The following is a 26,270-nucleotide window of genomic DNA, read 5'->3' as shown; positions in this document are numbered from 1 at the left end:
CAGTTCACGCGGATGCGGTCATGAGCAAGGTAGCCTGCATCGGCGAATGCATGATCGAGCTGAAGCAGGCCCAAGGGACTCAGCAAGGAACTGAGGCCGGCCTGTATTCGCGCGGCTATGGCGGCGATACGCTCAATACCGCCGTCTATCTCGCGCGCCTGGGCGTCGACGCCGACTACATCACCGCGCTTGGCGACGATACGCTGAGCGACGAGATGATCGCCGGCTGGGCCGCGGAGGGAGTCGGGACGGCGCGCGTGGCGCGGCTGCCCGGCAAACTGCCGGGTCTCTACATGATCGAGACCGACGACAAAGGCGAACGCCGGTTCTTTCATTGGCGCGACAGCGCCGCCGCCCGCAGCCTGATGGATTTGCCGCAGACGCCGGAGATCCTTGATGCGCTCGCTGGCTATGACGTGATCTATCTCTCGGCGATCACGCTGTCGCTATATGGTGCGGAGGGGCGGACGCGGCTGTTTGCGGCTCTCAACCGCGCGCGCGACAATGGGGCGCGTTTCGCTTTCGATACCAATTTCCGCGCCCGCGGCTGGCCCGATCTCGACGTCGCCCGCGCCGTTTTTCAAGAGGCCTTCACGGCTGCCGATATCGTGCTGGCTTCCACGGAGGATTTGCTGCCGCTCTATCCGGGCGTGACCAACGAAGCCTTGCTGGCCCGGATTCCCGGCGCCGAGGTGGTGTTGAAGCTCTCCGAGCCGGCGAGCATCGTGCGTCTGGAAGGTGTTCCTTATCCGATCAAGGCCAAGCCGGTGGAGGCGCCCGTCGTCGATACCACAGCGGCCGGCGACAGCTTCGCTGCGGCCTATGTGGCCGCGCGCCTCGTGGGCGCGGATCCGCTTGAAGCTGCGCGGGCCGGGCATCGTCTGGCCGGCGTTGTGGTATGTCATCCCGGCGCGATCATTCCGCGTGCGGAGATGCCGTCCGGCCTCATCCCGAACCACGTTCATTCTCGCAAGGCATCGCCATGACTGCAGCCGCACGGCAGGAACAACTCGCCGCCATCTTCAAGTCCGCGATCGTGATCCCCGTGCTCACCATCGAGCGGTTGGAGGACGCGGTGCCGCTGGCGCACGCGCTGGTTGCGGGCGGGGTGCGTGTGCTGGAGGTCACCCTGCGAACGCCGGTGGCCGTCGAGGCCGCCAGGGCCGTGATCGCCGAGGTGCCGGAGGCCGTCGTCGGCATCGGTACGATTCTGAACGCCGACGACTTGGCGCGGGCGCGCGCGCTCGGGGCCAAATTCGGTATCAGCCCGGGCTCGACGCCGGAGCTGTTGAAAGCCGCCGCCGCAAACGACCTGCCGTTCGCCCCGGGCATCGCAACGGCTTCCGAGCTGATGCAGGCACTGGCGGCAGGCTTCGACATCGTTAAATTCTTCCCAGCGGAGCAGTCCGGCGGTATCAAGGCACTTCGGGCGCTGGCCGGGCCGTTTCCGAATATCAGGGTCTGTCCGACCGGCGGCATCGGAGAGGCCAATGCCGCAACCTGGCTGGCGGAGCCGAACGTGGTGGCGGTGGGCGGTTCCTGGCTTTGTCCGGCGGCGGACATCCGGTCCGGGAACTGGGCCGACATAACCGCCATGTGCGCGCGGACCATGAAATCGCTGAAACCGGCGTGAAGTCTTTTTCCCGATAGGGTACAAAGGCTTCAGAACCGGAACAGGGAGAACGACCATGACAGCCAGCATCGTCGGATGGGCGCACACGCCATTCGGCAAGTTCGACGCGGAAACCGTCGAGAGCCTCGTGGTCAAGGTTGCAACCGATGCGCTTGCTGACGCCGGCATTACCGCTGAAGACGTCGACGAGATCGTGCTCGGGCATTTCAATGCCGGCTTCTCGCCGCAGGATTTTACCGCCTCGCTGGTACTGCAGGCCGACCCGAAACTGCGCTTCAAGCCGGCCACGCGTGTGGAAAATGCCTGTGCCACCGGCTCGGCGGCGGTGCACCAGGGTATCCGGGCGATCGCCTCGGGCGCCGCCAGGATCGTGCTGGTGGTCGGCGTCGAGCAAATGACGCGGACACCGTCGGCCGATATCGGGCGGTACCTCCTGAAGGCGTCCTATCTGCCTGAGGATGGCGATATCGTCGGCGGTTTTGCCGGCGTGTTCGGCAAGATCGCGCAAAGCTATTTCCAGAAATACGGCGACCAGTCGGACGCGCTGGCGATGATCGCAGCCAAGAACCACAAGAACGGCGTCGCCAACCCTTATGCGCAGATGCGCAAGGATTTTGGCTTCGAGTTCTGCCGTGCCGAGAGCGAGAAGAACCCGTTCGTCGCCGGCCCCCTGAAGCGCACCGATTGCTCGCTGGTGTCGGACGGCGCGGCAGCGCTGGTGCTGACGGATTCGGAAACCGCCAAGACCATGGGCAAGGCGGTGAATTTCCGTGCCACCGCGCATGCGCAGGATTTCCTGCCGATGTCCAAGCGCGACATCCTGCAGTTCGAAGGTTGCACCGTGGCCTGGCAGCGCGCGCTGGCGCAGGCCGGTGTGCAGCTCTCCGATCTCTCCTTTGTCGAGACTCATGACTGCTTCACCGTCGCCGAACTGATCGAATATGAAGCGATGGGCCTGACGCCGCGCGGCCAGGGCGCCCGTGCCATCAAGGAAGGCTGGACCCAAAAGGACGGCAAGCTGCCGGTCAATCCGTCCGGCGGCCTGAAGGCCAAGGGCCACCCGATCGGCGCCACCGGTGTCTCCATGCACGTGATGAGCGCAATGCAGCTCGTGGGACAGGCGCCCGAGGGCATGCAGCTCAACAACGCAAAACTTGCCGGCATCTTCAACATGGGCGGCGCGGCGGTAGCGAACTACGTCTCCGTGCTGGAGCCCGCGAAGTAGGCGTTGCATCATGCCGACACGGATTGGGCATCGGCAGCATTCCGTAGGGTGGGCAAAAGCGCGCTTGCGCGTTGCCCACCATGACTAGCGCGATATGAGACGGGTGGGCACGCTTCGCTTTACCCACCCCACAAAGTCGTCTGGAGCGTGCATCATGAGCAACGAAAGTTCGATGTCAGAGGCGGAACTGAACAACCGGATCAGGATTGTGGAAGACAACATCCGCCAGTTGATCGAACAGGCTGCCGCGGCCTCCGGCGAACGGAACGAAGCGCGCATCGCCGACCGGCTCAGTCAGCAGAATGAAGAGCTGGAACGGCTGACCCGGGAACGCGACGCCAGATCGAAGAAAGAACCATCGAAGAAATAGCCGCTATCGCGCATACGCCCATACGCTGGGCGCGCCTTGATCTTCGTAAGCGCCTGCCGTTACTTGGTTCCGAGACAATAATGCGGACCGGAGATGGCCCGCTATCGGGAGCAGGGCTGATCCATGGGTCCATTGGCGGGCATCAAGGTCATCGATATGACGACCGTGCTGATGGGGCCCTATGCAACCCAAATGCTCGGCGATTACGGCGCCGACGTCATCAAGGTGGAATCGCTCGATGGCGACGTGACGCGGCAGATCGGGCCAACCCGCCATCCCGGCATGGGGCCGGTGTTCCTCAACACCAACCGCAACAAGCGCTCCATCTGCCTCGATCTGAAGAAGCCAGCCGGGCGTGACGCGGTGCTGCGGCTGATCAAATCCGCCGACGTGCTCGTCTACAATGTGCGGCCGCAGGCGATGGCGCGGCTGAATCTCGGTTACGACGTGGTCGCGAAAATCAATCCGCGCCTGATCTATGCCGGTGTGTTCGGCTTCGGCCAGGACGGCCCCTACGCGGCAAAGCCCGCCTATGACGATCTGATCCAGGGCGCGACTGCGCTGCCGGCGCTGATGGCGCAGACCGCAGACGGTGTGCCGCGCTACGTGCCCAATGCGCTGGTTGACCGTATCGTCGGGCTCACCGCGGTCGGCGCTATTTGCGCCAGTCTCGTCGATCGTAACCGTACCGGGCGCGGCCAGCGCGTCGATATTCCGATGTTCGAAACCATGGCCGGTTTCGTGATGGGCGACCACATGGGCGGGCTCACCTATGAGCCGCCGCTCGACAAGGGCGGCTATGCCCGGCACCTGTCACCAGACCGTCGGCCTTACAAGACCTCCGACGGCTATATCTGCGTCATCGTCTACAACGACAAGCAGTGGCAGAATTTTTTCGATGCCACCGGGCGCGACGACCTTCGCGTCCATCCGAAATTTTCGACCTTCGCCGGCCGCGCCGCCAACATCGATGCCGTCTATGCCGAGCTGGCGCGCATCCTCGAGACCAAAACCACCGCCGAATGGTCCGCGATCCTGGAGAAGGCCGACGTGCCGGTCATGCCGATGCATGATCTCGAGAGCCTGCTCGGCGATCCCCACATCGTCGCGACCGATTTCTTCCCGGTTGTCGATCATCCGACCGAGGGCCGCATTCGCAACATGAGGCCATCGGCGCGATTTTCCGAAACGCCGGTTGAGGCGAAGCGGCTGGCGCCGCGCCTCAGCGAGCACAGCGCTGAAATCCTCAGCGAAGCGGGGTTCTCGGCGGACGAAATTGCCGCTTTGGTACGCGATGGCGTCACCAAGGCCGTGCCAAACACATAGGACGGACACATGGATTTCGCGCTATCCGCCAACCAGGAATCGATCCGTGACGCAGTCGGCAAAATCTGTTCGCGCTTCGACGATGCCTATTGGCTGAAGAAGGACAAGGAGGGCGGCTACCCCGCCGATTTCCACCGCGCGCTGGCGGATGCCGGCTGGCTCGGCATCTGCATTCCCGAAGAATATGGCGGGTCGGGGTTAGGCATCACTGACGCCGCGATCATGATGCGGACCATTTCGGAATCGGGCGCCGGCATGTCGGGTGCATCCGCCGTGCACATGAACGTGTTCGGGCTCAATCCCGTGGTCGTATTCGGCACCAAGGAGCAATGCACACGCATGCTGCCGCCGATCATCGATGGCCGCGACAAATCCTGTTTTGCAGTGACAGAACCCAACACCGGACTGAACACCACGCAGTTGAAAACCCGGGCGGTGCGCAAGAGCGACAAATATGTCGTCAACGGGCAAAAAGTCTGGATTTCCACCGCGCAGGTTGCCAACAAGATCTTGCTCTTGGCGCGCACCACGCCGCTGGAAGAGGTGAAGAACCCGACCCATGGCCTGAGCCTGTTCTACACGGATTTCGACAAGCAGCGCGTCACCGTGCACGAGATCGAGAAGATGGGCCGCAAGCCCGTCGATTCCAACGAGCTGTTTTTCGAGAATTTCGAAATTCCGGTCGAGGACCGCCTCGGCGAAGAGGGCCGTGGCTTCGAATACATCCTGCACGGCATGAACCCCGAGCGCATCCTAATTGCAGCGGAGGCGGTCGGGCTGGGGCAGGTCGCGCTGTCGCGGGCCGCGGCCTATGCGAAGAACCGTATCGTGTTTAACCGTCCGATCGGCATGAACCAGGGCATCCAGCACCCCCTGGCGAAGAACTGGATGGAGCTGGAAGCTGCGTGGCTGATGGTGCTCTCGGCCGGCTGGCAATACGATCAGGGCATGCAGTGCGGACCGGCCGCCAACGCCGCGAAATATCTCGCCGCCGAAGCCGGCTTCCACGCCTGCGAGCAGGCGGTGATGACCCACGGCGGTTTCGGTTACGCCAAGGAATATCACGTCGAGCGCTATTTCCGGGAATCGCTGATCCCGCGCATCGCGCCGATCAGCCCGCAGCTCATTCTCAGCTTCATCGCCGAGAAGGTGCTGGGACTGCCGAAGTCGTATTGATCATGGATTGGCATACACAGATCGTCATTGCGAGCGAAGCGAAGCAATCCACCTCTCCGCGCGGGGACAGATGGATTGCTTCGTCGCTGGCGCTCCTCGCAATGACGGCATGCCACGGCGCTTTGCGTTCGAGCGGGGCGATAGGATGAGCTTCATCACCGGCGTCGGGCTGACATCCTACGGCAAGCACGAAGGCTCGTCCTCGCTTGATCTCATGAGCAAGGCGGCCGAGCTCGCCATCGCCGACGCCGGGCTGAAGCGATCCGAGATCGACGGCATTCTTTGCGGCTATTCGACAGTCTCGCCGCACATCATGCTCGCAACCGTGTTCGCCGAGCATTTTGGAATTCAGCCGTCCTACGCGCACGCCGTGCAAGTCGGCGGCGCCACCGGCCTTGCCATGGCCATGCTGGCGCATCATCTGGTCGATGCGGGCGTCGCAAAGGATGTGCTTGTTGTCGGCGGCGAGAACCGTCTCACCGGTCAGAGCCGCGACGCCTCGATCCAGGCTTTGGCGCAGGTCGGCCACCCCGACTACGAGGTGCCGCTGGGGCCGACGATCCCGGCCTACTACGGCCTCGTCGCCTCGCGCTACATGCATGAATATGGCGTCACCCAGGAAGATCTCGCCGAATTCGCGGTTCTGATGCGTGCCCACGCCCTGACTCATCCCGGCGCGCAGTTCCACGAACCGATCACGGTCGATGACGTGATGGCCTCAAAGCCGGTCGCGATGCCGCTGAAGCTGCTGGATTGCTGCCCGGTGTCCGACGGCGGCGCCGCCTTCGTGATCAGCCGCGAGCGCACTGGTGCAACCGGCATTCGTGTGCGCGGCTGCGCGCAGGCGCATACCCATCAGCACGTCACGGCAGCTCCCGCTTTAAGCGAACTCGGCGCCGAGATTGCGATCGCCAAGGCCAAAGCCGCATCCGGTCTCGCGATCTCGGATGTACGCTACGCGGCGGTCTATGACAGCTTCACCATTACGCTGGCGATGCTGCTGGAAGATCTCGGCCTTGCCGGGCGCGGCGAGGCGGCGGCGCGGGTGCGGGCAGGGCATTTCGGTCGCGACGGCGCCATGCCGCTCAACACCCATGGTGGTCTCTTGAGCTATGGCCATTGCGGCGTCGGCGGTGCGATGGCGCATCTCGTCGAGACGCATCTGCAGATGACAGAACGTGCCGGTCCCCGGCAGGTTCGCGACGCCTCGATCGCGCTGCTGCATGGCGATGGCGGCGTGCTGTCGTCACATGTCAGCATATTCCTGGAGCGGGTAAGATGACCGACAAGCTCGCCGACTGGACCAAGGGCGCCGAGGCCATCGTCTATCAATCCTGCGATGCCTGCGGGAAGGCGCAGTATTTCCACCGCAGCTTCTGCGCCGCTTGCGGTGCACCTGATCCGGTAGAGAAGCGGGCCAGCGGCATAGCGACGGTGTATGCGACCTCACTCGTCTGCCGTGCCGCGACGCCGGAAACCCGCGCCCACGTTCCCTACAATATTGTGCTGGTCGATGCGGAAGAGGGCTTTCGCATGATGGCCCATGGCACCAACGATCTCGCCATCGGCGATTCCGTTACCGCAAGCTATCGGCCGTTTGCCGGAAAACTGGTCCCGTACTTCGAGAAAACGAAATGAGGTTCAGGAAAAATGCTCACGCAGCGAAGCAATCCAGATTACGCGGAACGGTGAAAAATCCGAATTGCTTCGACGCGTCAACATTCAGTGCCAGTAGAACACAACGCTGGCGATGACGAGCATCGCTGTTACCGCCAGCATCTGCGCAAGCGCTTCCGAGGCCGCCTTCCTGGTGGCTTCCTTCATGCCTAACTCCCTAGACTTGGGCATGAGTCATCCATGCCTGCGAAGGCCTGATGAGCTCAGTTTGGTTTTACTCGGAACACCCCGCGACGAGTATTCGCTCCTTTGAGTCCCCACTCAGCGAATATCGACAGTCCTGAGAATCGACCAGCATTGAGGCGGCAATTTGGCTCGCTCGCAGCCGGTTTGTGCACGAGAAAGGGAGTTTTTTGGAGCGTGCCGAACGGCCTCACCGCAGGCCCGACGTGCCGCGAGCGCCTTTCGACAGTTGATCGGCTCCCTGCTGCAGTGCATGATCTCTCTGTCAGCAAATCAGAAAATCCAAAGCCCAAGGTGACGAATGGCCCGCATCGAATACAGCGATCCTGCCAAGCACAATGATCGCACCCGCGAACTGCTCGGCAAAAACCGCAATGCGAACATCTTCCGGATGATGGCACACTCGCCGAGCTATCTCGAACAATACTGCCGGCTGGGCGGTGCGATCAGGCACAAGGGCGAGCTGGACCCGATCCTGCGCGAGCTCGCCATCACACGCACCGGCATCCTCTGCGAGGCGCCTTACGAGATCGTCGCCCATAAGCGAATTGGGAAGAACGTCGGCGTGAGCGACGAACAGAACGAGGCGCTGGAGAATTGGGAGGGGGCGACCTGCTTCAATGACGTGCAGCGCGCCGCGCTGGCCTTCACCGACGAGATCGTCAAGCGTCACAAACCGACCGATGCGACCTTCAACGCGATTGCCGCCAAGCTGACCCCGGCCGCACTGGTCGAACTGCAGCTCTCGGTCGGCTTCTACATCATGACGTCAAAGTTTCTGGAAACCTTTGCCATCGACATGCAGCCGGTGACGGAAGTGGTTGGCTGAGCGGCGGTTGGACCCGCGAACCGCTGATCTCAATTCGCAGGGCCGTATCGCCGCACCGCCTCCAGCGTCAGTCCCTTGCCGACGGCGCCGAAGATATCGCCTTTGACGATGCGGGCTGAGGGCACAGCCTGGGTGATCGCCTTGTGGACGTGGGCGAGTTTTACCGAGCCGCCGGTCAGGAACACGGAGTCGATATCTTCAGCGGCCAGTCCCGCCTGAACGAGGCAGTTCCTGATGCGCGCCGCGATGCGATCGGCCAATTGCTTGGTATGGCTGACGAGGTCGGGGCGGCCAATATCTGCGCTGAGACCGCGGGCAACCCACTCCAGCGGAATGTCCGCCCGCCGCTTCTCGGACAGCGCGATCTTGGCATCTTCGACTTCCATGGCCAGCGTATGGCCGCGCTGCTCGTGGACCACGCGGATCAGCCGGTCGAGAAGTACCGGCTCGGCCGCCTCCTGCCGGACTTGGCGGATGTCCGCCATTACGCGCGGCTCATACATGTGGTTGATGTTCGACCAGGTGGCGAGGTCGTGGAAATAGCTCGACGGCACATCAAGCCCGGCGCGCTTCCTGGCGCTGCGGAATCCGAACAGCGGCATGACTACGCCGAGGCTGAGCTGACGGTCGAAATCGGTGCCGCCGATGCGGACGCCGTCATTGGCGAGAATATCGGCGGCGCGATCCGCCTTGTCGTGGCGTTCGGGACCCAGCCGCACGATCGAAAAGTCGGATGTGCCGCCGCCGATGTCGGCGATCAATGCCAGTTCCTCGGAGGTGATTTGCCGTTCATACTCCAGTGCTGCGGCAATCGGTTCGAACTGAAACGTGACCTCGTCGAAACCGATCCCATGCGCAATCGATCGCAGGGTTTCCTCCGCCTTGCGATCGGCGTCCGGCGCATTGTCTACGAAATGCACTGGACGGCCATGGACAACACTCCGCAGTTGGCGGCCCGTGGCCTGTTCCGCGCGACGTTTGATCGCGCCGAGGTAATAGGCAATCACATCGCGAAAGCTGATCCGCGCACGTCCGAGCCGGGTGGTTTCCTCGATCAGCGAGGTGCCAAGCACCGATTTCAGGCTGCGCATCAGGCGGCCGGCGGTGCCTTCGACGTAGGCTTCCATGGCCCTGCGGCCGATTAGAACGCCGCCATCCGCCTCATAGAAGATCGCACTGGGAATCGTGGTATGCGCCGCCTCCAGCGCCACCAGAACCGGCGCCCGACCATCGATGGTGCCGAGCGTCGTGTTCGACGTTCCGAAATCAAGGCCGCAGATCGACATGGGAGGCTCCGGGAGGGAGCGCCCGTTTACACATTACAGCGCCATCAATCCACCCTTATCTCGGCGTGCTTTCCTTGCGAATCCCGCGCGGCCATTGTTGACCGACACGGCCGATCCACAGATCAATTTCTTTCGTGCGGCGGGTTGAAAAATCGCTCCGAGATGGTCCATAAGCGGCGTCCCCGCGGCCGGTCCTCCCGCCGCAAACGGCTTTGGAAAGAGGTCGCGTGGCAAATATCAATCGACAAATTGCGCAAGAGCTTGGCGTTCGCGAGGAGCAGATCGCGGCAACCGTCGAGCTGCTGGATGGCGGCGCCACGGTGCCGTTCGTGGCACGCTATCGCAAGGAAGTCACCGGCGGGCTCGATGACGCGCAATTGCGCACGCTGGAAGAGCGCCTGACTTATTTGCGCGAGCTCGAAGCGCGCCGGGTCGCGATCCTTGATTCGATCCGCGAGCAGGGCAAGCTCGACGCCGCGCTGGAAGCACAGATTATGGCAGCCGATACCAAGGGCCGCCTGGAAGACATCTATTTGCCGTTCAAGCCGAAGCGCCGCACCAAAGCGGAGATTGCCAAGGAAGCCGGGCTCGAGCCGTTGTCCGAGCTGTTGCTGACGCAACCGCAGAACGATCCGCAGGTTGTGGCGGCGGGTTTCGTCAACCCCGAAAAGCAGGTGGCAGACGTCGCCGCTGCGCTTGAGGGGGCGCGCGCGATTCTGGTGGAGCGATTCGCCGAGGACGCCGACCTGATCGGACGGCTGCGGGAGGAGATGTGGACCCGTGCGCTGATGATCTCCACGGTGCGCAAGGGCAAGAAGCTCGAAGGCGAGAAGTTCAAGGACTATTTCGATTTCAACCAATCGCTACACAAGTTGCCTTCACACCGCATTCTCGCGTTGTTCCGCGGCGAGAAGGAAGAAATTCTGGAGCTGCAGATCCAGCCCGAGGCGAATGTGCCCGAGGCCGGCGTCCCCAGCGCTTATGAACTGAAGATCATGCAGCGCTTTGGCATCACTGATCAGAAACGCCCGGGCGACCGTTGGCTGGTGGAGACCGCGCGCTGGGCCTGGCGCACCAAGATCCAGGTGCATCTCAACATCGACCTGCGGATGCGGTTGTGGACGGCGGCCGAGACCGAGGGCGTGCGGGTGTTCGCCTCGAATTTGCGCGACCTGCTGCTGGCGGCGCCGGCCGGCGCCCGCGTCACCATGGGGCTCGATCCCGGCTATCGCTCCGGCGTCAAGACCGCGATCGTCGATGCGACGGGCAAGGTGGTGGCGACCACTACGATCTATCCGCATGAGCCGCAGCGGCAATGGAATGAAGCGTTGGCGACGCTCGGTAAGCTCGCGGTCGCGCATCGCGTCGAGCTGATCGCGATTGGCAACGGAACGGCTTCGCGCGAGACCGACAAACTGGCGACCGAGCTCGTCAAGCTGCTGCCCGATCTGAAGATGTCGAAGATCGTGGTGTCGGAGGCCGGCGCATCGGTCTACTCCGCCTCGGCGTTTGCGTCGGAAGAGCTGCCGGAGCTCGACGTCACCTTGCGCGGCGCGGTGTCGATCGCGCGGCGTCTGCAGGACCCGCTTGCCGAACTCGTCAAGATCGATCCGAAGGCGATCGGCGTCGGCCAGTACCAGCACGATCTCGGCGAGGCCAAGCTGGCGCGTTCGCTCGATGCTGTGGTCGAAGATTGCGTTAATGCCGTCGGCGTCGATGCCAATACCGCTTCCGCGCCGCTGCTGGCGCGGGTGTCGGGAATCGGGGCAGGGCTCGCGCAAAGCATCGTGCAGCATCGCGATGCCAACGGGCCGTTCAAGTCTCGGAAGGAGCTGAAGCATGTGCCGCGGCTGGGGCCGAAGGCGTTCGAGCAATGCGCCGGCTTCCTGCGGATCAACAATGGCGAAGACCCGCTGGATTCCTCCGGCGTACATCCCGAAGCCTATCCGGTCGTGCGCCGGATTCTTGCCGCGACCAAGAGCGACATCAAGGCGCTGATCGGCAATGCCGATGTCGTGCGCCAGTTGAAGCCACAGGCCTTTGTCGACGAAACCTTTGGTCTTCCCACGGTGACCGACATCCTGCGGGAGCTGGAAAAGCCCGGCCGTGACCCGCGTCCGGCATTCAAGGCCGCGGTGTTCAAGGAGGGCGTCGAGGAGATCAAGGATCTCAAGCGCGGCATGATCCTGGAAGGCACCGTCACCAACGTGGCGGCGTTCGGCGCCTTCGTCGATATCGGCGTGCATCAGGACGGCCTGGTGCACATCTCGGCGATGTCTAAGAACTTCATCAAGGATCCGCGCGAGGTGGTGAAGCCGGGCGACATCGTCAAGGTCAAGGTGCTGGAGGTCGAGGTGGCTCGCAAGCGCATCGCGCTGACGCTGCGGCTCGACGACGAAATCGGCGACAAGGGCCCCAAGCTGTCGGACAGCAAGATGCGTGAGTACTCCAAGGCGTCGATGACGTCGTCGTCGCCGCGCAAGCCGCAGGAGCCGGGCGGTGCCCTCGCCGAGGCGCTCCGCCGCGCCGCCGAAAAGAACGGGCGGGGCAAAGCGGGGTAGTAGCATAGGCTGCGTGCCGGGCTTCATCCTTCGAGACGCATCGCGTCGCGATGCTCCTCAGGATGAGGTCTGGCAGGGTCGAATCCGGGATACGAATCCATGATCCTCATGGTGAGGAGCCCGGCAGCGCCGGGCGTCTCGAACCATGCGGTCCGTGACCTCTCCCAATTCGGTCTAACCCGACGTCAGCAGGTCCAGTTTGGCATTGGCGAGGATCAGTCGATCGGCCAGCAATTGCGCGAGATTGCGCATGATGCGCTCGCCGGCGCGCGGGTGCTGTTGCCGGAAACGTTCGAGATCGCGCAGCGGAATCTCGTAAGCAGTCGCGGCCACGTCGGCCAGCACGTCGGCCGAACGGTGCGGCTCCAGCAGCGCCATTTCACCGAAGGGCATTCCTGCCGTCAATGTCGCCAGCCTGACGCCGTCGGGCAGGGTAACGTGGACTGCACCGCTCCGCAGAAAGAACAGCGATGCGGCGGGATCGCCGGCGGAGACGATCTTCTCGCCGGTTTGATAGGTCCGGATTGACGCAGACGACGTGAGATCGGCCAGTTCGTCTTCCGTCAGCCCCGCCAGCAGCGATTGCTCGGAAAGCTCGGTCGCCTCGAAGAAGTCGATGGCGCCGCCGTAGCGATAGACGAGCTGGTCCTCCGCCCATTCGATCGCGGCATCCAGCAGATAGTAGTTGCGGATATTGTTCAGTCCTTCCGTCCATTCCGCGATCATTTTCCAGTCCGGCGACGAGCGCCGGATGCCGGACAGAATCACCGTGACGTGGTGCGCGGCGAGCTCGCGGAATTCCTCGGCAAGCAGGCGGGCGCCGGCGCGAGTCATGGCGGTGACGCGGCGCAGGTCGAAAATGACCAGTTGCGGGCGCGGCCTGGCCGCAAGCTGGCGCGAGACGTAGTCAACGTTTGAAAACGACAGCGTCCCGACCAGCTCGATCACGCGGACCTCCTGGTGATGGGCGGCCAGGATGCTCTGTTCCTGCGCGCGCCGCACGCGCCGCGAGGGGCTGTTGCCGATGTCGTAGTCGGCGATGATGCTGGTGCGCGCATCGTCGCTGCGGTTGAGCATATGCAGATCGTAATGCGAGGACAGCGCCTCGCAGACCTTGATGCCGCGCACGCTGTTGCCGTGCTTGTCGAGCCTTGGCGAATAGCTGCCGAGCCCGAGCCGCGCGGGGAGCGCTGCGAGGATGCCGCCGCCGACGCCGCTCTTGGCGGGGATGCCGATCCGATAGATCCATTCTCCCGCATAATCATACATGCCGGAGCTCGTCATCACGGAAAGCGTGCGCGAGATGGCGTAGGCGCTCATCACCTGCTCGCCTGTCACGGGGTTGATGCCGCGGTTGGCCAGCGTCGCCGCCATCACCGCGATATCGCGCGCCGTCACCAGGATGGCGCATTGCCGGAAATAGACCTCCAGCACGGCGGCCACGTTCTCCTTGATTACCGCGTTGGTGCGCAGGAGATAGCCGATCGCCCGGTTGCGGTCGCCGGTCGCGCTTTCGGAGGCATAGACGGCATCGTCGACGTCGAGTTCGCGCCCGGCAAACCGGTCCAGCGCCTGCCTGATGTATTCGAATGCCGCCTCGCCCTTGGCCTCGTGGATCAGGCCGGAGCAGGAGATCGCACCGGCATTGACCATGGGGTTGAAGGGATGGTTCTCGGCGTTGAGGCGAATCGAGTTGAAGGGATCGCCCGAGGGCTCGACGCCGATGACGCTTTCGACCTGCGCCGCCCCCAGCGTGTCGAGCGCCAGCGCGAACACGAAGGGCTTTGACATCGACTGAATGGTGAAGGGGATCTTCGTGTCGCCGACCTCGTAGACATGGCCGTCGAGGGTGGCGAGGCTGATGCCAAAATGGGCAGGATCGGCTTTGCCCAGCTCGGGGATGTAATCGGCGACCGCCCCGCCGGTCTCAGAGGTGAATTCGGCGTGGCACGCGTGCAGGAACCGCAGCAAGGGCGGCTTCGAGCTGGTCCAGGTCGCGGGGCCTGCCGTGAACGGAAGAGGCAATGGTTTCATCGCCTCTTCTTGTGCAACGCAATCAGGGTGCGCGCAACTGGTTCGGCGCCAGCGTCTGGCGCCGTATCAGCACGAGCGCGATCAGAACGGTCGGGATCAGGATCGCCAATCCAAGAGAGGTGATCTGCCATTGTGAGAGCGGCATGATGCCGCCGCCGGGCGTTGCGATCACGAAGCCTCCGAGCACAAGCAGCACCCGCACCGGCCATTCCAGCGCACCTGCGCCTCTGAGGTCGCCGACAAAAGCCTGATAGCCCTGGATGCCGCCGCAGATAAACAGTGTGCCGACGCCCGCCAGCGCCATCAGCCCGAGCCCTTCCAGATACGGGTTCGGTCCCTGCATCACCAGCGCCGGGTTCAATACGAAGAAGAACGGGATGAAGTAGATGATGCTGCCCACCCACATCGATTCCCAGCCCGTCTTCATTGCTGGCGATCCAGCTATTCCGGCCGCGGCAAAGGAGGCGATGGCGACCGGTGGCGTGATCGAGGACAGCATTCCCCAGTAGAAGATGAACATGTGCACGGCCATGCGGTTGAGGCCGAGTTTTTCCAGCGCCGGGGCCACCAGGATGGCGAGGAAGATGTAGCAGGCGGTCGTCGTCAGCCCGAGCCCAAGCACGAGGCTGGTAAAGGCGCACATCACGAGCAGCAGGAGCGCGTTGTCGCCGGCGATCCGCAGCAGATCGTTGGCGAGGCTCGAGACCACGCCGGTCATCGAGAACGCGCCGATCAAGAGCCCGCATCCGGCGAGAATGCCGACCAGCTCGACGAAGGTGCGACCATTGACCTCAAGGAACTTGCTGATTGTCCCAAGCGTCCAACGGGTATCCTTGGAGAAGAGCTGGTTCAACATCAAAAGCAGCGCAGTGGCGTAGAACGGCGCGTGGCTCTCCCGTTTGAAGTAGAGCAGCATCACAATCAGCAACGCGATCACGAAAACGTAGTACCAGCCCTCCTTGATTGTGTCCCAGACCTTCGGCAACTCGGCGCGGGGTATGCCCTTCAACCCGTGGCGGGCTGCATAGGAGTCCACCTGCATGAAGAGGCCAGCATAATAGAGCGTCGCCGGAATGATCGCGGCAACCGCGACCTCGGCATAGCTGACATTGAGGAACTGCGCGATAACGAACGCGGTCGCGCCCATCACCGGCGGCGCCAGCACCGCACCGGTCGAGGCGCAGGCCTCGATCGCAGCGGCATAGGAGGCGCGGAAGCCGCTCTTCTTCATGACGGGAATGGTCATGGTGCCGGCGGTCAGTACGTTGGAGATGATCGAGCCCGACATCATGCCGAGCAGGCCGCTAGCAAAGATGCAGACCTTGGCGGCGCCGCCGCGGAAGGTGCCGCACATGGCAAACGACAGGTTGATGAAGAATTTTCCGGCGCCCGTCATCATCAGCGCCGTGCCGAACACGAGAAAGCCGATCACGGTGTCCGCGAAGGCCTGGATCGGGATCCCGAGCAGGCTTTCGCCCGAAAGCACGTGATACGCGGTCGCTTGTTCGAGTGTCGATTGGGTGCCGCGAAACGGCCCAAGCCACTTCTCATCGGCGAACAGGGGATAGACGGTAAAGGGGAGCACGCTCAGCAGCAGGCTCCAGCCGCCTGTGCGCCGCAAAGCTTCCATCAGCACCACCCACATGATGACGCCGGCGACGATCACGGGTGTCGGCGCGCCGCCGAATTCCCAGCCGGCTTCAGCCGCCTTGCGGACGCTGCGCATCAGGAGGATTGCGCAGGCGAAGCTAGCGACAAAAAGCAGGATGTCATACCAGGGAATTCGATCGAGCGGCGCGCTTCCGGTCCCCGGAAAGATCAGGAACGTGAACGGCAGCATCAGCGCGATCAGGAGATAGAAGTACTCGGTGTTGAGCTGGGTGTAGCCGAGGAAGAAGCGTAGCGAAAATTGCTGGTTGATGCACAGCAAGATGGTTACTGCGGTTGCAACCACCAGCGCCCAGCGCCACACCCCGCGCAATGTCCGCACCCGCGTGACTTCGGCTTCCTGCATGTTGGCATGCGGGTCGTCGAACTCAATTCGTTGTGCAGGCGCGACTACGCTATCACTCGCAGCAGGTGACATCATTCCCCCTAGACGATATTCGCCTTAGACCCAGGCGAGTGAGGCAGCGCTATTCAAAGCCGTTGGGCATATTCGCCTTTGCCAGCGCCGCGGCGCGCGCCTTCATCCAGCCTTCGAGAAACGCCTTGTCATCCGATGGCGGGCTAGACTTGCCGTAGTCCGTCCATGCCGCTGTCAGAACCTGCTGGCGCTTGAACAGCGCATTGTTGTGAGCGTCCTGCTCGGGGCTCCATTGTCCGGCTTCCTTCAGCGCCTTCACGGCGCCCGGATGTACAGGGACCACCCAGTTCTTGGTCTGACGGTCGGCCGCAAGGCCGCTCGCGCCCGGCGCGGAATCCTTATAGGCGTCGTAGCCCGTGATCATCGCCTTGGTGATGGCATAGACCTCGTCGGTGGGCAGCGAACCATAAACCATGAAAATGGGATAGGGGTAGTTGCCGAGCTCGATCGGCTTGTCCTTGGAGATGCCGGCGCCGCAGGTCGCGACGTGCGGGAAGAAGAACGAGCCAACCTTTTTCACGCGCTCCCAGCCGGCCTTGTCGGCGTGGGGCAGGGGCGGCCAGATGATGCCGCGCGGCGATGTCTCGAGTTCCTTCGCCGGACCGGTGATGGTGGTGGCGAAGGCGGCATCGACGTCGTTGTTGATCATGCCCTTCCACATCGCGCCATAGCTCGAGAACTCGACGACCTTGACGTCGCTTTGCTTGAGGTCACCGAACGCCAGGATCGCGAGCGCGTTCTGGTTCAGCGCCGGCGAACCGACCACAAAGCCGACGCGCTTGCCTTTAAGCTGCTTGATCTCGGTCACGCCGGTATCTTTGGCGACGCCGAGCGTCGCGGCGTTGCAGTCGACCGATGACAGCACGAGCTGCAGGGGCTGGGGACCCCATTCCTTGGTGCCGAACTCGAACACGCCCTCCTGGGCGAAATAGGTGCCGGAGCCCATCGCGGACATGGCCGCGCGCTTGGCGCGCAGCGGCGCCAGTCGCGCCACGTCATTGCCGGCCGGCAGCACGCGGACGTCGGTGCCATATTTGTCCTTCATCATCTTGCCGACGCCGACGGCGATGTTGAAGCCCGCAGTGCCGGTGTCGTAGGCGGTGACGACCATGGTCGGCGGCAGCTTGACGTCGTCAGCGTAGGCCGCTGGCAAGGTCAGCCATGAGATGCCTGCAAGGGCGATTGGCGCGAGCGCCTTCAACCGGTGAATCATAATTTTTCCCCTCAGATTGTTTCGCTATGCGAAAATTCTCTTGTTAGCGTTGATCATGTCATCGGCTGCGTGCGATGGCAACGTTAGGTGCGACGCGCCAACACCAAAGCTGGACAGATTGTCGCGGAACGCGTCGGAAGAAGGCTTATGCCATGATCCGGTTAAGCTTCGATGATCACGACAACCTGTCCTTCGGCGATCACGTCGTCGAGTTTGACCAGGATGGCCTTGATCGTTCCTGCCGTCGTCGACGTGACCGGAATTTCCATCTTCATGGCTTCGACGAAAGCGATCTCGTCACCGTCGCCGACATTGCCACCGGTTGCTACGGGAAGCGCGCACACGCGTCCGGCGACTTCGGTGACAATTTTGATCTCTGGCATTTCCGTTCTCCCGGGGACCGTCTGACGGACTGACTGTCCTCGTGAACGGCTTTTTGTTGTGGCGGCAGATTGCCTGAGGTAGTTTGTTCTGCAAGTGGAATTTTATTCCGCAGGGCGGAATGGAGCCATAACACATGGGAAGACGCTCGGAACGGCTAAGCAAACAGGGAATGCTCGCCAGCGATCTGGCAGGCGAGGGCGACGTGATTCAGGTGGTATCGCGGGCGTTCGACGTCTTGCGCTGCTTCGAGGGTCATGAAGCGCGACTAGGCAATCTGGAAATTTCCAGTCGCTGTGGTCTGCCGCGGTCGACGGTATCGCGGCTCACCCACACGCTGACGCGGATGGGCCAGCTCGTTTATCTGCCGCGCGACCAGAAATACCGCATCGGTCCAAGCGCGGTGGCGATGAGCACCTCGATGATGAAGGGGCTGCAGCTTCGCAATCTGATCAGGCTGCGTCTGCAGGACGTCGCCGATCAATTGCCGGGCACCGTCGGCTTCGTGATTCCCGATCGCTATCACCTCGTCTATCTAGAATTCGCGCGCGCGGCGAACGCGCTCGGCCTGCACGAAGGCACCGGCAGCCGCATCTCGATGACGAGCACCGCGGCCGGCTTTGCCTACACCGCAGCGCTCGACACCGACGTCGGCGACGCCCTGATCGCCGAAATGGAGCGCGAGATCCCGGAAAATGCGGGACTGTTGAAGTCGCGCATAGAAGAGAATCGCCGCCATCTGCGCGAACACGGCTATGTCGTGGGCTGCGGCACCTGGAGCCCGCATATCAACGGGTGCGCGGTGCCGGTGTGGTCGCCGCAATATCAAACCTTCGTCGTCGTGACGATCGGCCTTCTCGCTGCCATGTTTGACGAGAAGCGGTTGCACCAGGAAGTGGCGCCGCAGATGCTCGAACTCGGTGTTGCGATCGGCGGCCTGCTCGAAGGCGCCGAGGGCGACATCTTCGCCAACCGGATCGAAAGAAAGCCGCTTCCGGTGCCGGCCCATAACAACAATAAGATCATCAAGACGGAGGATACGAATGAATTGGAAGCCGGAGCTCGACGAGCTCGCTCGGCGCGAAGCGTTCGCGCGCGAGATGGGAGGCGTTGACAAGGTCAAGCGCCAGCATGACCAGGGCCGGCTCACAGTTCGTGAGCGCATCGACAAACTGATCGACAAGAATTCCTTCCACGAGATCGGCGCGATTTCCGGCATCGCCGAATACGACGAAAACAGCGAGCTGAAGCATCTGACGCCGGCCAACTGCGTGTTTGGCCGCGGCAGGATCGATGGCCGCACCGTGGTTGTCGTCGGCGACGATTTCACCGTGCGCGGCGGCTCGGCCGACGCCTCGATCTCGGCCAAGCCGCTGATGGCGGAGGAGATGGCACACGATTTTCGCCTGCCGATCATTCGGGTCATCGAAGGCTCGGGCGGCGGCGGCTCGGTAAAGACGATCGAGACGCGCGGCGCTGCGAATCTGCCCGGCGGCGTCGGCGGCACGCGCTGGTATTGGTTCACGACCGCGAACATGGCGCGCGTGCCCGTGGTCGCGCTCGGGCTCGGTTCGGTTGCAGGCCTCGGCGCTGCGCGACTCGCCGCCAGCCATTATTCCGTCATGACCCGAAATTCCGCGATGTTCGTCGCAGGCCCGCCAGTCGTAAAACGGCTCGGCCAGGATCTGACGAAGCAGGAGCTTGGCGGCGCCGAGATCCAGACCCGCGCCGGCGGCGTCGATGACGCCGTCGACACGGAGGAGGAGGCGTTCGAGCGCGCCAGGCGTTTTCTGTCCTATCTGCCCTCATCGGTGTACGATCTGCCGCCGACCATGCCCTGCACCGACGATCCGGAGCGCGCGGAAGAATCGCTGTTGAAGGCGGTGCCGCGCAATCGCCGCCAGGTCTACAAGATGCGCCTGATCATTGACGCCGTCGTCGACAAGGGCTCGTTCTTCGAAGTGAATTCCAATTTCGGGCGCCCCATCATCACCGGGCTTGCGCGCCTCGAAGGCCGCGCGGTGCTGCTGCTCGCCAGCGATCCCTTCCACTATGGCGGGTCGTGGACGGCGGAGGCGTGCCAGAAAGTGGTGCGCTGGGTCGACTTCGCCGAGACCTTCCATCTGCCGGTCGTCTATCTGATGGATTGCCCCGGCTTCATGATCGGGCTCGAGGCCGAGAAGTCGGCGACCATCCGCCATGGCGTGCGGGCGATGGCGGCGGTCAACCAGTCGACGGTGCCCTGGTGCACCATCATCGTGCGCAACGCGTTCGGCGTCGCTGGAGTCGTGCACCAGCCGGCCAACCGCTATTCGATGCGCTATGCCTGGCCGTCGGCCTATTGGGGCTCGCTGCCGCTCGAAGGCGGCATCGAGGCCGCCTATCGCGCCGACATCGATGCAGCCGAGGATCCGGCGGCGAAGCTGAAGGAGATCGAAGACCGACTCAACAAACTGCGCTCGCCGTTCCGCTCCGCCGAGAAATTCTGGGTCGAAGAGGTGATCGACCCGCGCAAGACGCGCTCGCTGCTGTGCGAGTTCGCGCGGCTCGCAGAGCCGATCCGCAGTGTGGGTCCGCCGACGAGTATGTCGACGCGGCCGTAGGGGATGTCATTTCCGGGATGGTGCGTTAGCACCAGACCCGGAATCTCGAGATTCTCAGGTGCGCAATTGCGCACCGTAGTTCGATGCTTCGCATCGCCCGGCAATGACAGATCGCGTTATGCCGCCACCGCCTTCGGCCGCGAGATCGCCAGCACAATCAGCGCCGCCACCACACAGAGCGCTCCAGCGACGAAGAAAGCCGGCAGGTAACTCTGCAGCACCGTCCGCGATAGGCCAGCGCCGAACGCCGCGACTCCCGCACCCAACTGATGGCCGGCAAAGATCCAGCCGAACACCAAGTTGGCGCGTTCGGGGCCGAAGCGCTGGGTGGTGAGACGCACCGTCGGCGGCACGGTTGCGATCCAGTCGAGTCCGTAGAACATCGCAAACAGCGACAGGCCGTAGAGGGTGAAATCGGAGAAGGGCAGAAACAACAGCGACAGGCCGCGCAGCCCGTAATACCAGAACAGCAGCCAGCGATTATCGTAGCGGTCCGACAGCCAGCCGGAGGCGATGGTGCCGACGAAGTCGAAAATGCCCATCGCCGCCAGCAGGCTCGCCGCCTGCACCTGTGGAATGCCGAAATCGAGGCACATCGGAATCAGGTGGACCTGGACCAGGCCATTGGTAGAGGCGCCGCAGATAAAGAAGGTGGCGAACAGGATCCAGAACACGCCCGACTTCGAGGCATCGCGCAGGGTGCCGAGCGCGGCCGCCATGATCGGCGTGTTGTTCGGCGGCGGCGCAGGCAGCGGCTCCGTGCCTTCATCGCCGAACGGCCGCAGGCCCACGTCGCTCGGCCGGTCACGCATGATCATCAGCACGGCGAAGGCCGCAATGCCCATCATGACGCACACCAGCGTTAGCGCGATCCGCCAGCCGTAAGATTCGGTCAGGCTCGCCAGTAGCGGCAGGAAGGCGAGCTGTCCGGTGGCGACGCTCGCGGTCAAGATGCCGACGACCAGGCCGCGCCGCGCCACGAACCAGCGCGCAGCGATGGTGGCGCCCAGCACCAGCGCCGTCATGCCGGTGCCGAGTCCGATCACCACGCCCCATAGCAGCATCAGGTGCCAGACCTGCGTCATCGCCAGTGACGCGATGAGTCCGGATACGACGATGAGCTGCGCCGCCAGCGTCACGTTCCGCAGCCCGTAGCGGTTCAGCAGCGCCGCGGCGAATGGCGCCATCAACCCGAACAGGATAAAGCGGATCGACAGTGCCGATGAAATCTCCGCTGTCGTCCAGCCGAATTCCTTCTGCAACGGCACGATGAAAACGCCGGGTGCGCCGACCGTACCGGCGGCAATCAGGGCGGTGAGGAAGGTTACGGCGACCATCGCCCAGCCGTAATGGATGTTGCGGCGGGTGAGGGCGGCGGAAAGCCAGTTCGAGATCATTCGGCCTCGGAAGATTGCAGTGGGAAGATTTGCTTTCAGTATTTTGACGTGATGATCGTTTGACTTAAATGTCGTACTTCCCTCATTTCAGGACACCACGCGGGGTGCCAGGATCCATCCGTGTGAACGTCAATTCGATCATTGAATTATGTGTATAATATTATAGGTAACGAAAATCGCAACCGATCATCCCCATGAAAAATCTCGCCGGTCGCATGAGAGAAATTGATCGATCGGCACCCTTGAGACGGGGATTGCCGCGAACCTTCGCTATTCCAGGCCATCGAGGGCGGTCTCGATCGCCTTCCTGAAAGCCGCGATGTCGCCGAGTTCGTGGCCGAGCACAAGCGCCAGCCGGGTCAGGAACAGCGCTTCGCGTTCGGGGCCGGCCGTATCAATCGCCATTGCCAGCGTCTCATAGGCGGTCTCGAAGTCCTCGAAGGGCATTGCGCTCATGGCGTCTCGCTCCCCAGGCAAATCTTTGCGGTTTTCAGGATCTCGTCGGGAATGGCGGCCATCCATCTCCCGGCAATGTGCAGGTCGGGCCGGAGGAGATAGAGCGTGCCGGGCGCGGCGGCGAACAGGCGGGCGATTTCGCCGTCCTGATCCGCAATGGCCTTCGTTTCAGAGGCCGAGCCGCGCAACGTAACCAGCACGGCAACGAAGCGCCTGTCGATCCGGCCAAGCTCGGCAAGCATCGCCGCCTGTTCGGCGGTGGGGTGCCTCTCGCAGAACAGGATCGCCGTCATGCCGTTGCCGGCGCGATCCAAAAGGTAGCTTCCGTCGGCCAGTCTCGCGTTCGGCGCAGCGCTGCCGCAACGAGGGCCGCCGGCGAATTCGGCGTCGCGTCCGGCATAGGGCGTCAGCGGGCTTTCCGAATAGGTGTAGGGCTGCATCTGGCGCGGATTGGCGAGCCCGCGGGGAAATTCGTGCTTCAAGCTGAGAGACAAGGCCGCCTCGCGCGCCAGCCGCCAGCCGCGCGTCGGCGGCGTCATGAAGCGGGTGCTCTTGGTGGCGTTGGCGAACACGTCGAGCGTGGCGCCGCGCCGCTCCGGCGAATAGCTGTCGAGCAGCCGCTCGTCGGCCTCGCCATGGAGCACGAGCGCCAGCTTCCAGCCGATGTTCTCGGCATCCGCCAGGCCATTGTTTAGCCCGCGCACGCCGAAGATCGGCACGATATGCGCGGCATCGCCGATGAAGAAGACGCGGCCGTGCCGGTAATCGTCAAGGCACAGCGTGTTGGCAGAGTAGACGCTCCACCATTCCAGATCCCATGGTTTGGTGTGGCCGATCTCCGCAAGGATCGCACCGACGCGGGCGCGGAGATTTTCTTCCTTTAAAGCCTCTTCCTCGTTCTCGCCTTCACGAAGCTGGTAATCCACGCGCCAGATATCGTCCGGCTGCTTGTGGATCAGCACCGTGCCGCCGGGATTGCCGCTTGGTTCGAAAAACGCCCGGCGTTCGGTCGGAAAATCGTGGTCCATCCGAATATCCGCGATCACATAGCGGCCTTCGTAATTGTCGCCCTTCAGCCGCAAGCCAAGCATCGACCTGACAGGCGAGCGCGCCCCGTCGGCGGCCAGCACATAGTCGGCATCGAGCCGATAATCGCCCTTCGGCGATGAAATCCGGACCGAGACGCCATCATTGTTAGATTCGATGGCCGACAATTCGCTCTGCCAGCGCATGTCGACGAGGTCACAGGCTGTAACCGCATCGTGCAGGAATTTCTCGATATACTGCTGCTGCAGATTGTACATCGGCAGATATTTTTCGCCCGGCGGCTGCGGCATCTCCAGCCGGAAAATCTGTTCGCCGCGGTAGTAGCTGCGGCCGAAGCGCCAGCCGAGCGCCTTTTCCACGAAGGGCGCGACCGCGCCGATCCGCTCCAGAATATGCATGCTCGGCCGCGCAATGCAGATGGCGCGGCTGCCGTCATTGAACGTGTCCTTGCGGTCGATCAGCACGCTTCTGATGCCATAGCGCGCCAGCACCAGCGCGGCCGTGGTGCCGATCGGGCCGGCGCCAACGATCAGCACCGGATGCCGCTTCGCGTCGCCGTCAAGCTCGGGGACGCGCCGTGCCGCAAAGCGGGGATAGTCGAAATAGAGCGACTCCAGCGGTCCCTTGCCGGCAGGCCTCATGCGTCCCTCCGTCTATTTCTTGCGGTCGAGAAATCCCTGCATCATCCGCTGCGGCTCGCCGGTCAGAAACGATTGTCCGAATACGCCGACACTTAGGTTGACGGATTCGGTCAACGGCAGTTCCTCCCATTGCCGCAGCAGTTCTTTCTGCGAACGCAGCGCCTCGGGCCCGCATTCGAGCAGCGCCTTCACCGTGTGCTCGACCGCGGCATCAAGACCGCCTTCCTTGGCAACTACATCGACCAGGCCCCAGGCAAGCGCTGTGGGCGCGTCGATGTTCTCCGCCGTCATGACAAGCCAGCGGGCGCGGCCCCAGCCGATCAGCCGCGGCAGCAGGGCTGCGTGGATCACCGAGGGAATGCCGACACGCACCTCCGGCATGCCGAACTTGGCGTCATGGGCGGCAACCCGGAAATCGCAGGCAGCGGCGACTTCCAGTCCGCCACCGAGGCACCAGCCGGGAAGCCGCGCGATCACCGGCGCCGGAAACTGGCGCACGGCCTCGCATAGGTCACGTAAGCGCGTGATGAAGGCTTCCGCGGATTTCTGGTCGAGCTTGGCCATCTCCTTGATATCGGCGCCGCCGATCATGCTCTTCTCGCTCTGGCCGGCGAGGATGACCGCGCGAATGCTTTTGTCGCCCGCCATCTTCTCGAACCCTTCGCGCACGCCGTCGGTGACGAGGGAGGAGAGGATGTTAAAAGGGCCCGCATTGCAGATCGCGAGGCGAACGACGCCTCTGTCGTCGCGGTCGATGCCGCAATGGCGATTGAGCATTTCCATTTTGTTTTTCCGGGCTTGTTCTGGTCGGTGACGTCACTTCCGGGACATTGCGCCGGCTTGTCAAGGGCGGGCGAGGGGCATTGCGCGACCGCGCGCACCGATATAGAATTATGATCGTCATCTAAAGGAGCCGCCATGACTATGACCGAGACTGTCGATCTTTTTTCGTTCGATACGCGCAGGCATCGGGTGGTGGATTGGCAGGCGCCGGGACCTGTGGCGAAGGCCGCTGCCGGGATGTCCGGACTGGAGACCATGTGCGCGATCCGCGACGGCATCCTGCCACCACCGCCGATGGCGCGGCTGATCGGTTTCGAGATGCGCATCGCGGAGCCCGGCCGGATCGTGATGGAACTCGATCCGGATGAAAGCCTCGAAAATACCATGGGCTTGCTCCATGGCGCGACCGCCGCGGCGCTCCTGGATACCGCCATGGGTTGTGCCATCACCACCATGCAGCCGGTGGGGCAGAGTTCGGTCACGCTGGACCTCAAGCTGACCTATCTGCGGCCGTTGTCGGTGCGCTCTGGCGCGATTTCGGCGGAAGGCAAAGTGATAAAGCTCGGCCGCCAGACCAGCTATGCCGAAGGCTTCGTCCGCGACCGTGTGGGAAATCTTGCAGTGCACGCGACCGCAACGTTCACGATGATCGGCGTTGAAAAGGCGAATTAGATGCAGCTTTTCCTGCACACAACTGCTATTATATGACCAGGGACATTTAATGGGTGCGTTGATGCGTTATTCGAAAGAGCACAAGCAGGAGACCCACGCGCGGATCGTGAAGAAGGCCTCGGTGCGGCTGCGCGAAAAGGGCGCCCATGGCATCGGCGTCGCCGACCTGATGAAGGAGGCCGGCCTGACTCATGGCGGCTTCTACGCCCATTTCGATTCCCGTGAGGCGCTCGTCATCGAGGCCTTTGCCTATGCGATGGACCGCTCGGTCGAGCACTGGCGACAAATCGCCGCTGATACCCCGCCGGAAAAGCGGCTGTCGACGATCATCGACTCCTACGTCTCGCCAGTGCATCGCGACGATCCCGGCCGTGGTTGCGCCGTTCCCACCTTAGGTGCCGAGATCGCCCGGGAAAGTGCAAAGACGCGCAAGGCCTTTGCCGCCAAGCTGGAGCAGTTGATCGACGTGATGGCCGATCAAATTCCGGACGTGCCGCGCAAAGCGGCGCGCAGGCAGGCGATGGGTACGCTGGCGACGATGATGGGCACCCTGGTGATGTCTCGCGTTGCCGGCAGCGGCGAATTGTCCGACGAAATTCTCGTCGCCGGCCGCGAGGCGGCGCTGACCCGCGCCGAGACGAAGCCGGCCGTGAAGAAAGCACGGGCAAAGGTGAATTGATTCTGGTCTAAC

23 protein-coding genes are annotated in these 26,270 nt (G+C 63.0%); 14 read left to right on the top strand and 9 right to left on the bottom strand.

Annotated elements, in window-relative coordinates; translation table 11 throughout:
* Positions 1–20 precede the first annotated feature (20 nt).
* From RX328_RS28975 to RX328_RS28935, 9 genes are all read left to right on the top strand, one after another.
* Positions 21–986: a sugar kinase gene (locus RX328_RS28975; protein WP_213249788.1), complete on the top strand. Its 966-nt coding sequence runs from the start codon at positions 21–23 to the stop codon at positions 984–986.
* Positions 983–1,633 carry a bifunctional 4-hydroxy-2-oxoglutarate aldolase/2-dehydro-3-deoxy-phosphogluconate aldolase gene (gene eda / locus RX328_RS28970; RefSeq protein WP_213249790.1) on the top strand — a complete coding sequence of 217 codons (651 nt, stop codon included), beginning with the start codon at positions 983–985 and terminating at the stop codon, positions 1,631–1,633. Before RX328_RS28975 ends, eda begins: the two co-directional genes overlap by 4 nt.
* Before the next feature lie 55 nt (positions 1,634–1,688).
* Positions 1,689–2,858, top strand: coding sequence for an acetyl-CoA acetyltransferase (locus tag RX328_RS28965; RefSeq protein WP_213249792.1), 1,170 nt, complete (start codon positions 1,689–1,691; stop codon positions 2,856–2,858).
* Positions 2,859–3,012: 154 nt separating this feature from the next.
* The gene (locus tag RX328_RS28960; RefSeq protein ID WP_213249794.1) at positions 3,013–3,228 is read left to right on the top strand and encodes a hypothetical protein; all 216 of its coding nucleotides are present in this window, start codon (positions 3,013–3,015) and stop codon (positions 3,226–3,228) included.
* A 123-nt stretch (positions 3,229–3,351) separates the two neighbouring features.
* Complete coding sequence (locus RX328_RS28955; protein ID WP_213249796.1) at positions 3,352–4,554, top strand: CaiB/BaiF CoA transferase family protein; 1,203 nt, start codon at positions 3,352–3,354, stop codon at positions 4,552–4,554.
* 9 nt (positions 4,555–4,563) lie between these two features.
* Complete coding sequence (locus tag RX328_RS28950) at positions 4,564–5,730, top strand: acyl-CoA dehydrogenase family protein (protein ID WP_213249798.1); 1,167 nt, start codon at positions 4,564–4,566, stop codon at positions 5,728–5,730.
* A gap of 145 nt (positions 5,731–5,875) precedes the next feature.
* Entirely contained in the window at positions 5,876–7,012 is a 1,137-nt protein-coding gene (locus RX328_RS28945; RefSeq protein WP_213249799.1) for a thiolase family protein, read from the top strand.
* Positions 7,009–7,368, top strand: coding sequence for a Zn-ribbon domain-containing OB-fold protein (locus tag RX328_RS28940; RefSeq protein ID WP_213249800.1), 360 nt, complete (start codon positions 7,009–7,011; stop codon positions 7,366–7,368). Before RX328_RS28945 ends, RX328_RS28940 begins: the two co-directional genes overlap by 4 nt.
* A gap of 523 nt (positions 7,369–7,891) precedes the next feature.
* Complete coding sequence (locus tag RX328_RS28935; protein WP_213249801.1) at positions 7,892–8,419, top strand: carboxymuconolactone decarboxylase family protein; 528 nt, start codon at positions 7,892–7,894, stop codon at positions 8,417–8,419.
* Positions 8,420–8,448: 29 nt separating this feature from the next.
* On the opposite strand, the gene RX328_RS28930 is transcribed toward RX328_RS28935, so the two are convergent.
* Positions 8,449–9,705: an Hsp70 family protein gene (locus RX328_RS28930; RefSeq protein ID WP_213249802.1), complete on the bottom strand. Its 1,257-nt coding sequence runs from the start codon at positions 9,703–9,705 to the stop codon at positions 8,449–8,451.
* 227 nt (positions 9,706–9,932) lie between these two features.
* Here RX328_RS28930 and RX328_RS28925 point away from each other — a divergent pair, with 227 nt between their 5' ends.
* Positions 9,933–12,266: a Tex family protein gene (locus RX328_RS28925; RefSeq protein ID WP_213249803.1), complete on the top strand. Its 2,334-nt coding sequence runs from the start codon at positions 9,933–9,935 to the stop codon at positions 12,264–12,266.
* Positions 12,267–12,440: 174 nt separating this feature from the next.
* On the opposite strand, the gene glsA is transcribed toward RX328_RS28925, so the two are convergent.
* From glsA to RX328_RS28905, 4 genes are all read right to left on the bottom strand, one after another.
* Positions 12,441–14,300 (bottom strand): glutaminase A, encoded by a 1,860-nt coding sequence (gene glsA, locus RX328_RS28920; protein ID WP_213249804.1) that lies wholly within the window; start codon positions 14,298–14,300, stop codon positions 12,441–12,443.
* A 22-nt stretch (positions 14,301–14,322) separates the two neighbouring features.
* A complete protein-coding gene (locus RX328_RS28915; RefSeq protein ID WP_213249806.1) occupies positions 14,323–16,386 on the bottom strand; it encodes a TRAP transporter permease in 2,064 nt (687 codons plus the stop codon).
* A 49-nt stretch (positions 16,387–16,435) separates the two neighbouring features.
* On the bottom strand, positions 16,436–17,599 hold the full coding sequence (locus RX328_RS28910; RefSeq protein WP_213249808.1) for a TAXI family TRAP transporter solute-binding subunit: 1,164 nt from the start codon (positions 17,597–17,599) through the stop codon (positions 16,436–16,438).
* Between the two features lie 161 nt (positions 17,600–17,760).
* Positions 17,761–17,982 (bottom strand): acetyl-CoA carboxylase biotin carboxyl carrier protein subunit, encoded by a 222-nt coding sequence (locus RX328_RS28905; protein ID WP_213249810.1) that lies wholly within the window; start codon positions 17,980–17,982, stop codon positions 17,761–17,763.
* A 134-nt stretch (positions 17,983–18,116) separates the two neighbouring features.
* Between RX328_RS28905 and RX328_RS28900 the strand changes: the two genes are divergently transcribed.
* Both RX328_RS28900 and RX328_RS28895 read left to right on the top strand, forming a co-directional pair.
* The gene (locus RX328_RS28900; RefSeq protein ID WP_213249812.1) at positions 18,117–19,094 is read left to right on the top strand and encodes an IclR family transcriptional regulator; all 978 of its coding nucleotides are present in this window, start codon (positions 18,117–18,119) and stop codon (positions 19,092–19,094) included.
* Positions 19,024–20,583, top strand: a complete 1,560-nt coding sequence (locus RX328_RS28895; protein WP_213249814.1) for an acyl-CoA carboxylase subunit beta — start codon at positions 19,024–19,026, stop codon at positions 20,581–20,583. Before RX328_RS28900 ends, RX328_RS28895 begins: the two co-directional genes overlap by 71 nt.
* Positions 20,584–20,699: 116 nt before the next feature.
* On the opposite strand, the gene RX328_RS28890 is transcribed toward RX328_RS28895, so the two are convergent.
* The 4 genes from RX328_RS28890 to RX328_RS28875 all read right to left on the bottom strand — a co-directional run bounded on the left by RX328_RS28890 (position 20,700) and on the right by RX328_RS28875 (position 24,907).
* Entirely contained in the window at positions 20,700–21,980 is a 1,281-nt protein-coding gene (locus RX328_RS28890; RefSeq protein ID WP_213249816.1) for an MFS transporter, read from the bottom strand.
* A gap of 270 nt (positions 21,981–22,250) precedes the next feature.
* On the bottom strand, positions 22,251–22,436 hold the full coding sequence (locus RX328_RS28885; RefSeq protein ID WP_213249818.1) for a hypothetical protein: 186 nt from the start codon (positions 22,434–22,436) through the stop codon (positions 22,251–22,253).
* On the bottom strand, positions 22,433–24,124 hold the full coding sequence (locus RX328_RS28880) for an FAD-dependent monooxygenase (protein ID WP_213249820.1): 1,692 nt from the start codon (positions 24,122–24,124) through the stop codon (positions 22,433–22,435). The genes RX328_RS28885 and RX328_RS28880 overlap by 4 nt, the downstream gene beginning before the upstream one ends.
* A 12-nt stretch (positions 24,125–24,136) precedes the next feature.
* Positions 24,137–24,907 carry an enoyl-CoA hydratase gene (locus RX328_RS28875; protein ID WP_213249822.1) on the bottom strand — a complete coding sequence of 257 codons (771 nt, stop codon included), beginning with the start codon at positions 24,905–24,907 and terminating at the stop codon, positions 24,137–24,139.
* Between the two features lie 135 nt (positions 24,908–25,042).
* Here RX328_RS28875 and RX328_RS28870 point away from each other — a divergent pair, with 135 nt between their 5' ends.
* The gene (locus RX328_RS28870) at positions 25,043–25,579 is read left to right on the top strand and encodes a PaaI family thioesterase (RefSeq protein ID WP_213249824.1); all 537 of its coding nucleotides are present in this window, start codon (positions 25,043–25,045) and stop codon (positions 25,577–25,579) included.
* A 61-nt stretch (positions 25,580–25,640) separates the two neighbouring features.
* Positions 25,641–26,258 (top strand): TetR/AcrR family transcriptional regulator, encoded by a 618-nt coding sequence (locus RX328_RS28865; protein ID WP_213249826.1) that lies wholly within the window; start codon positions 25,641–25,643, stop codon positions 26,256–26,258.
* Positions 26,259–26,270: the final 12 nt, after the last annotated feature.

Source organism: Bradyrhizobium sp. sBnM-33, assembly GCF_032917945.1.
Taxonomy (GTDB): domain Bacteria; phylum Pseudomonadota; class Alphaproteobacteria; order Rhizobiales; family Xanthobacteraceae; genus Bradyrhizobium.
Note: the sequence above shows the minus strand (reverse complement) of the source record. Positions and strands in the feature narration are given on the sequence as shown.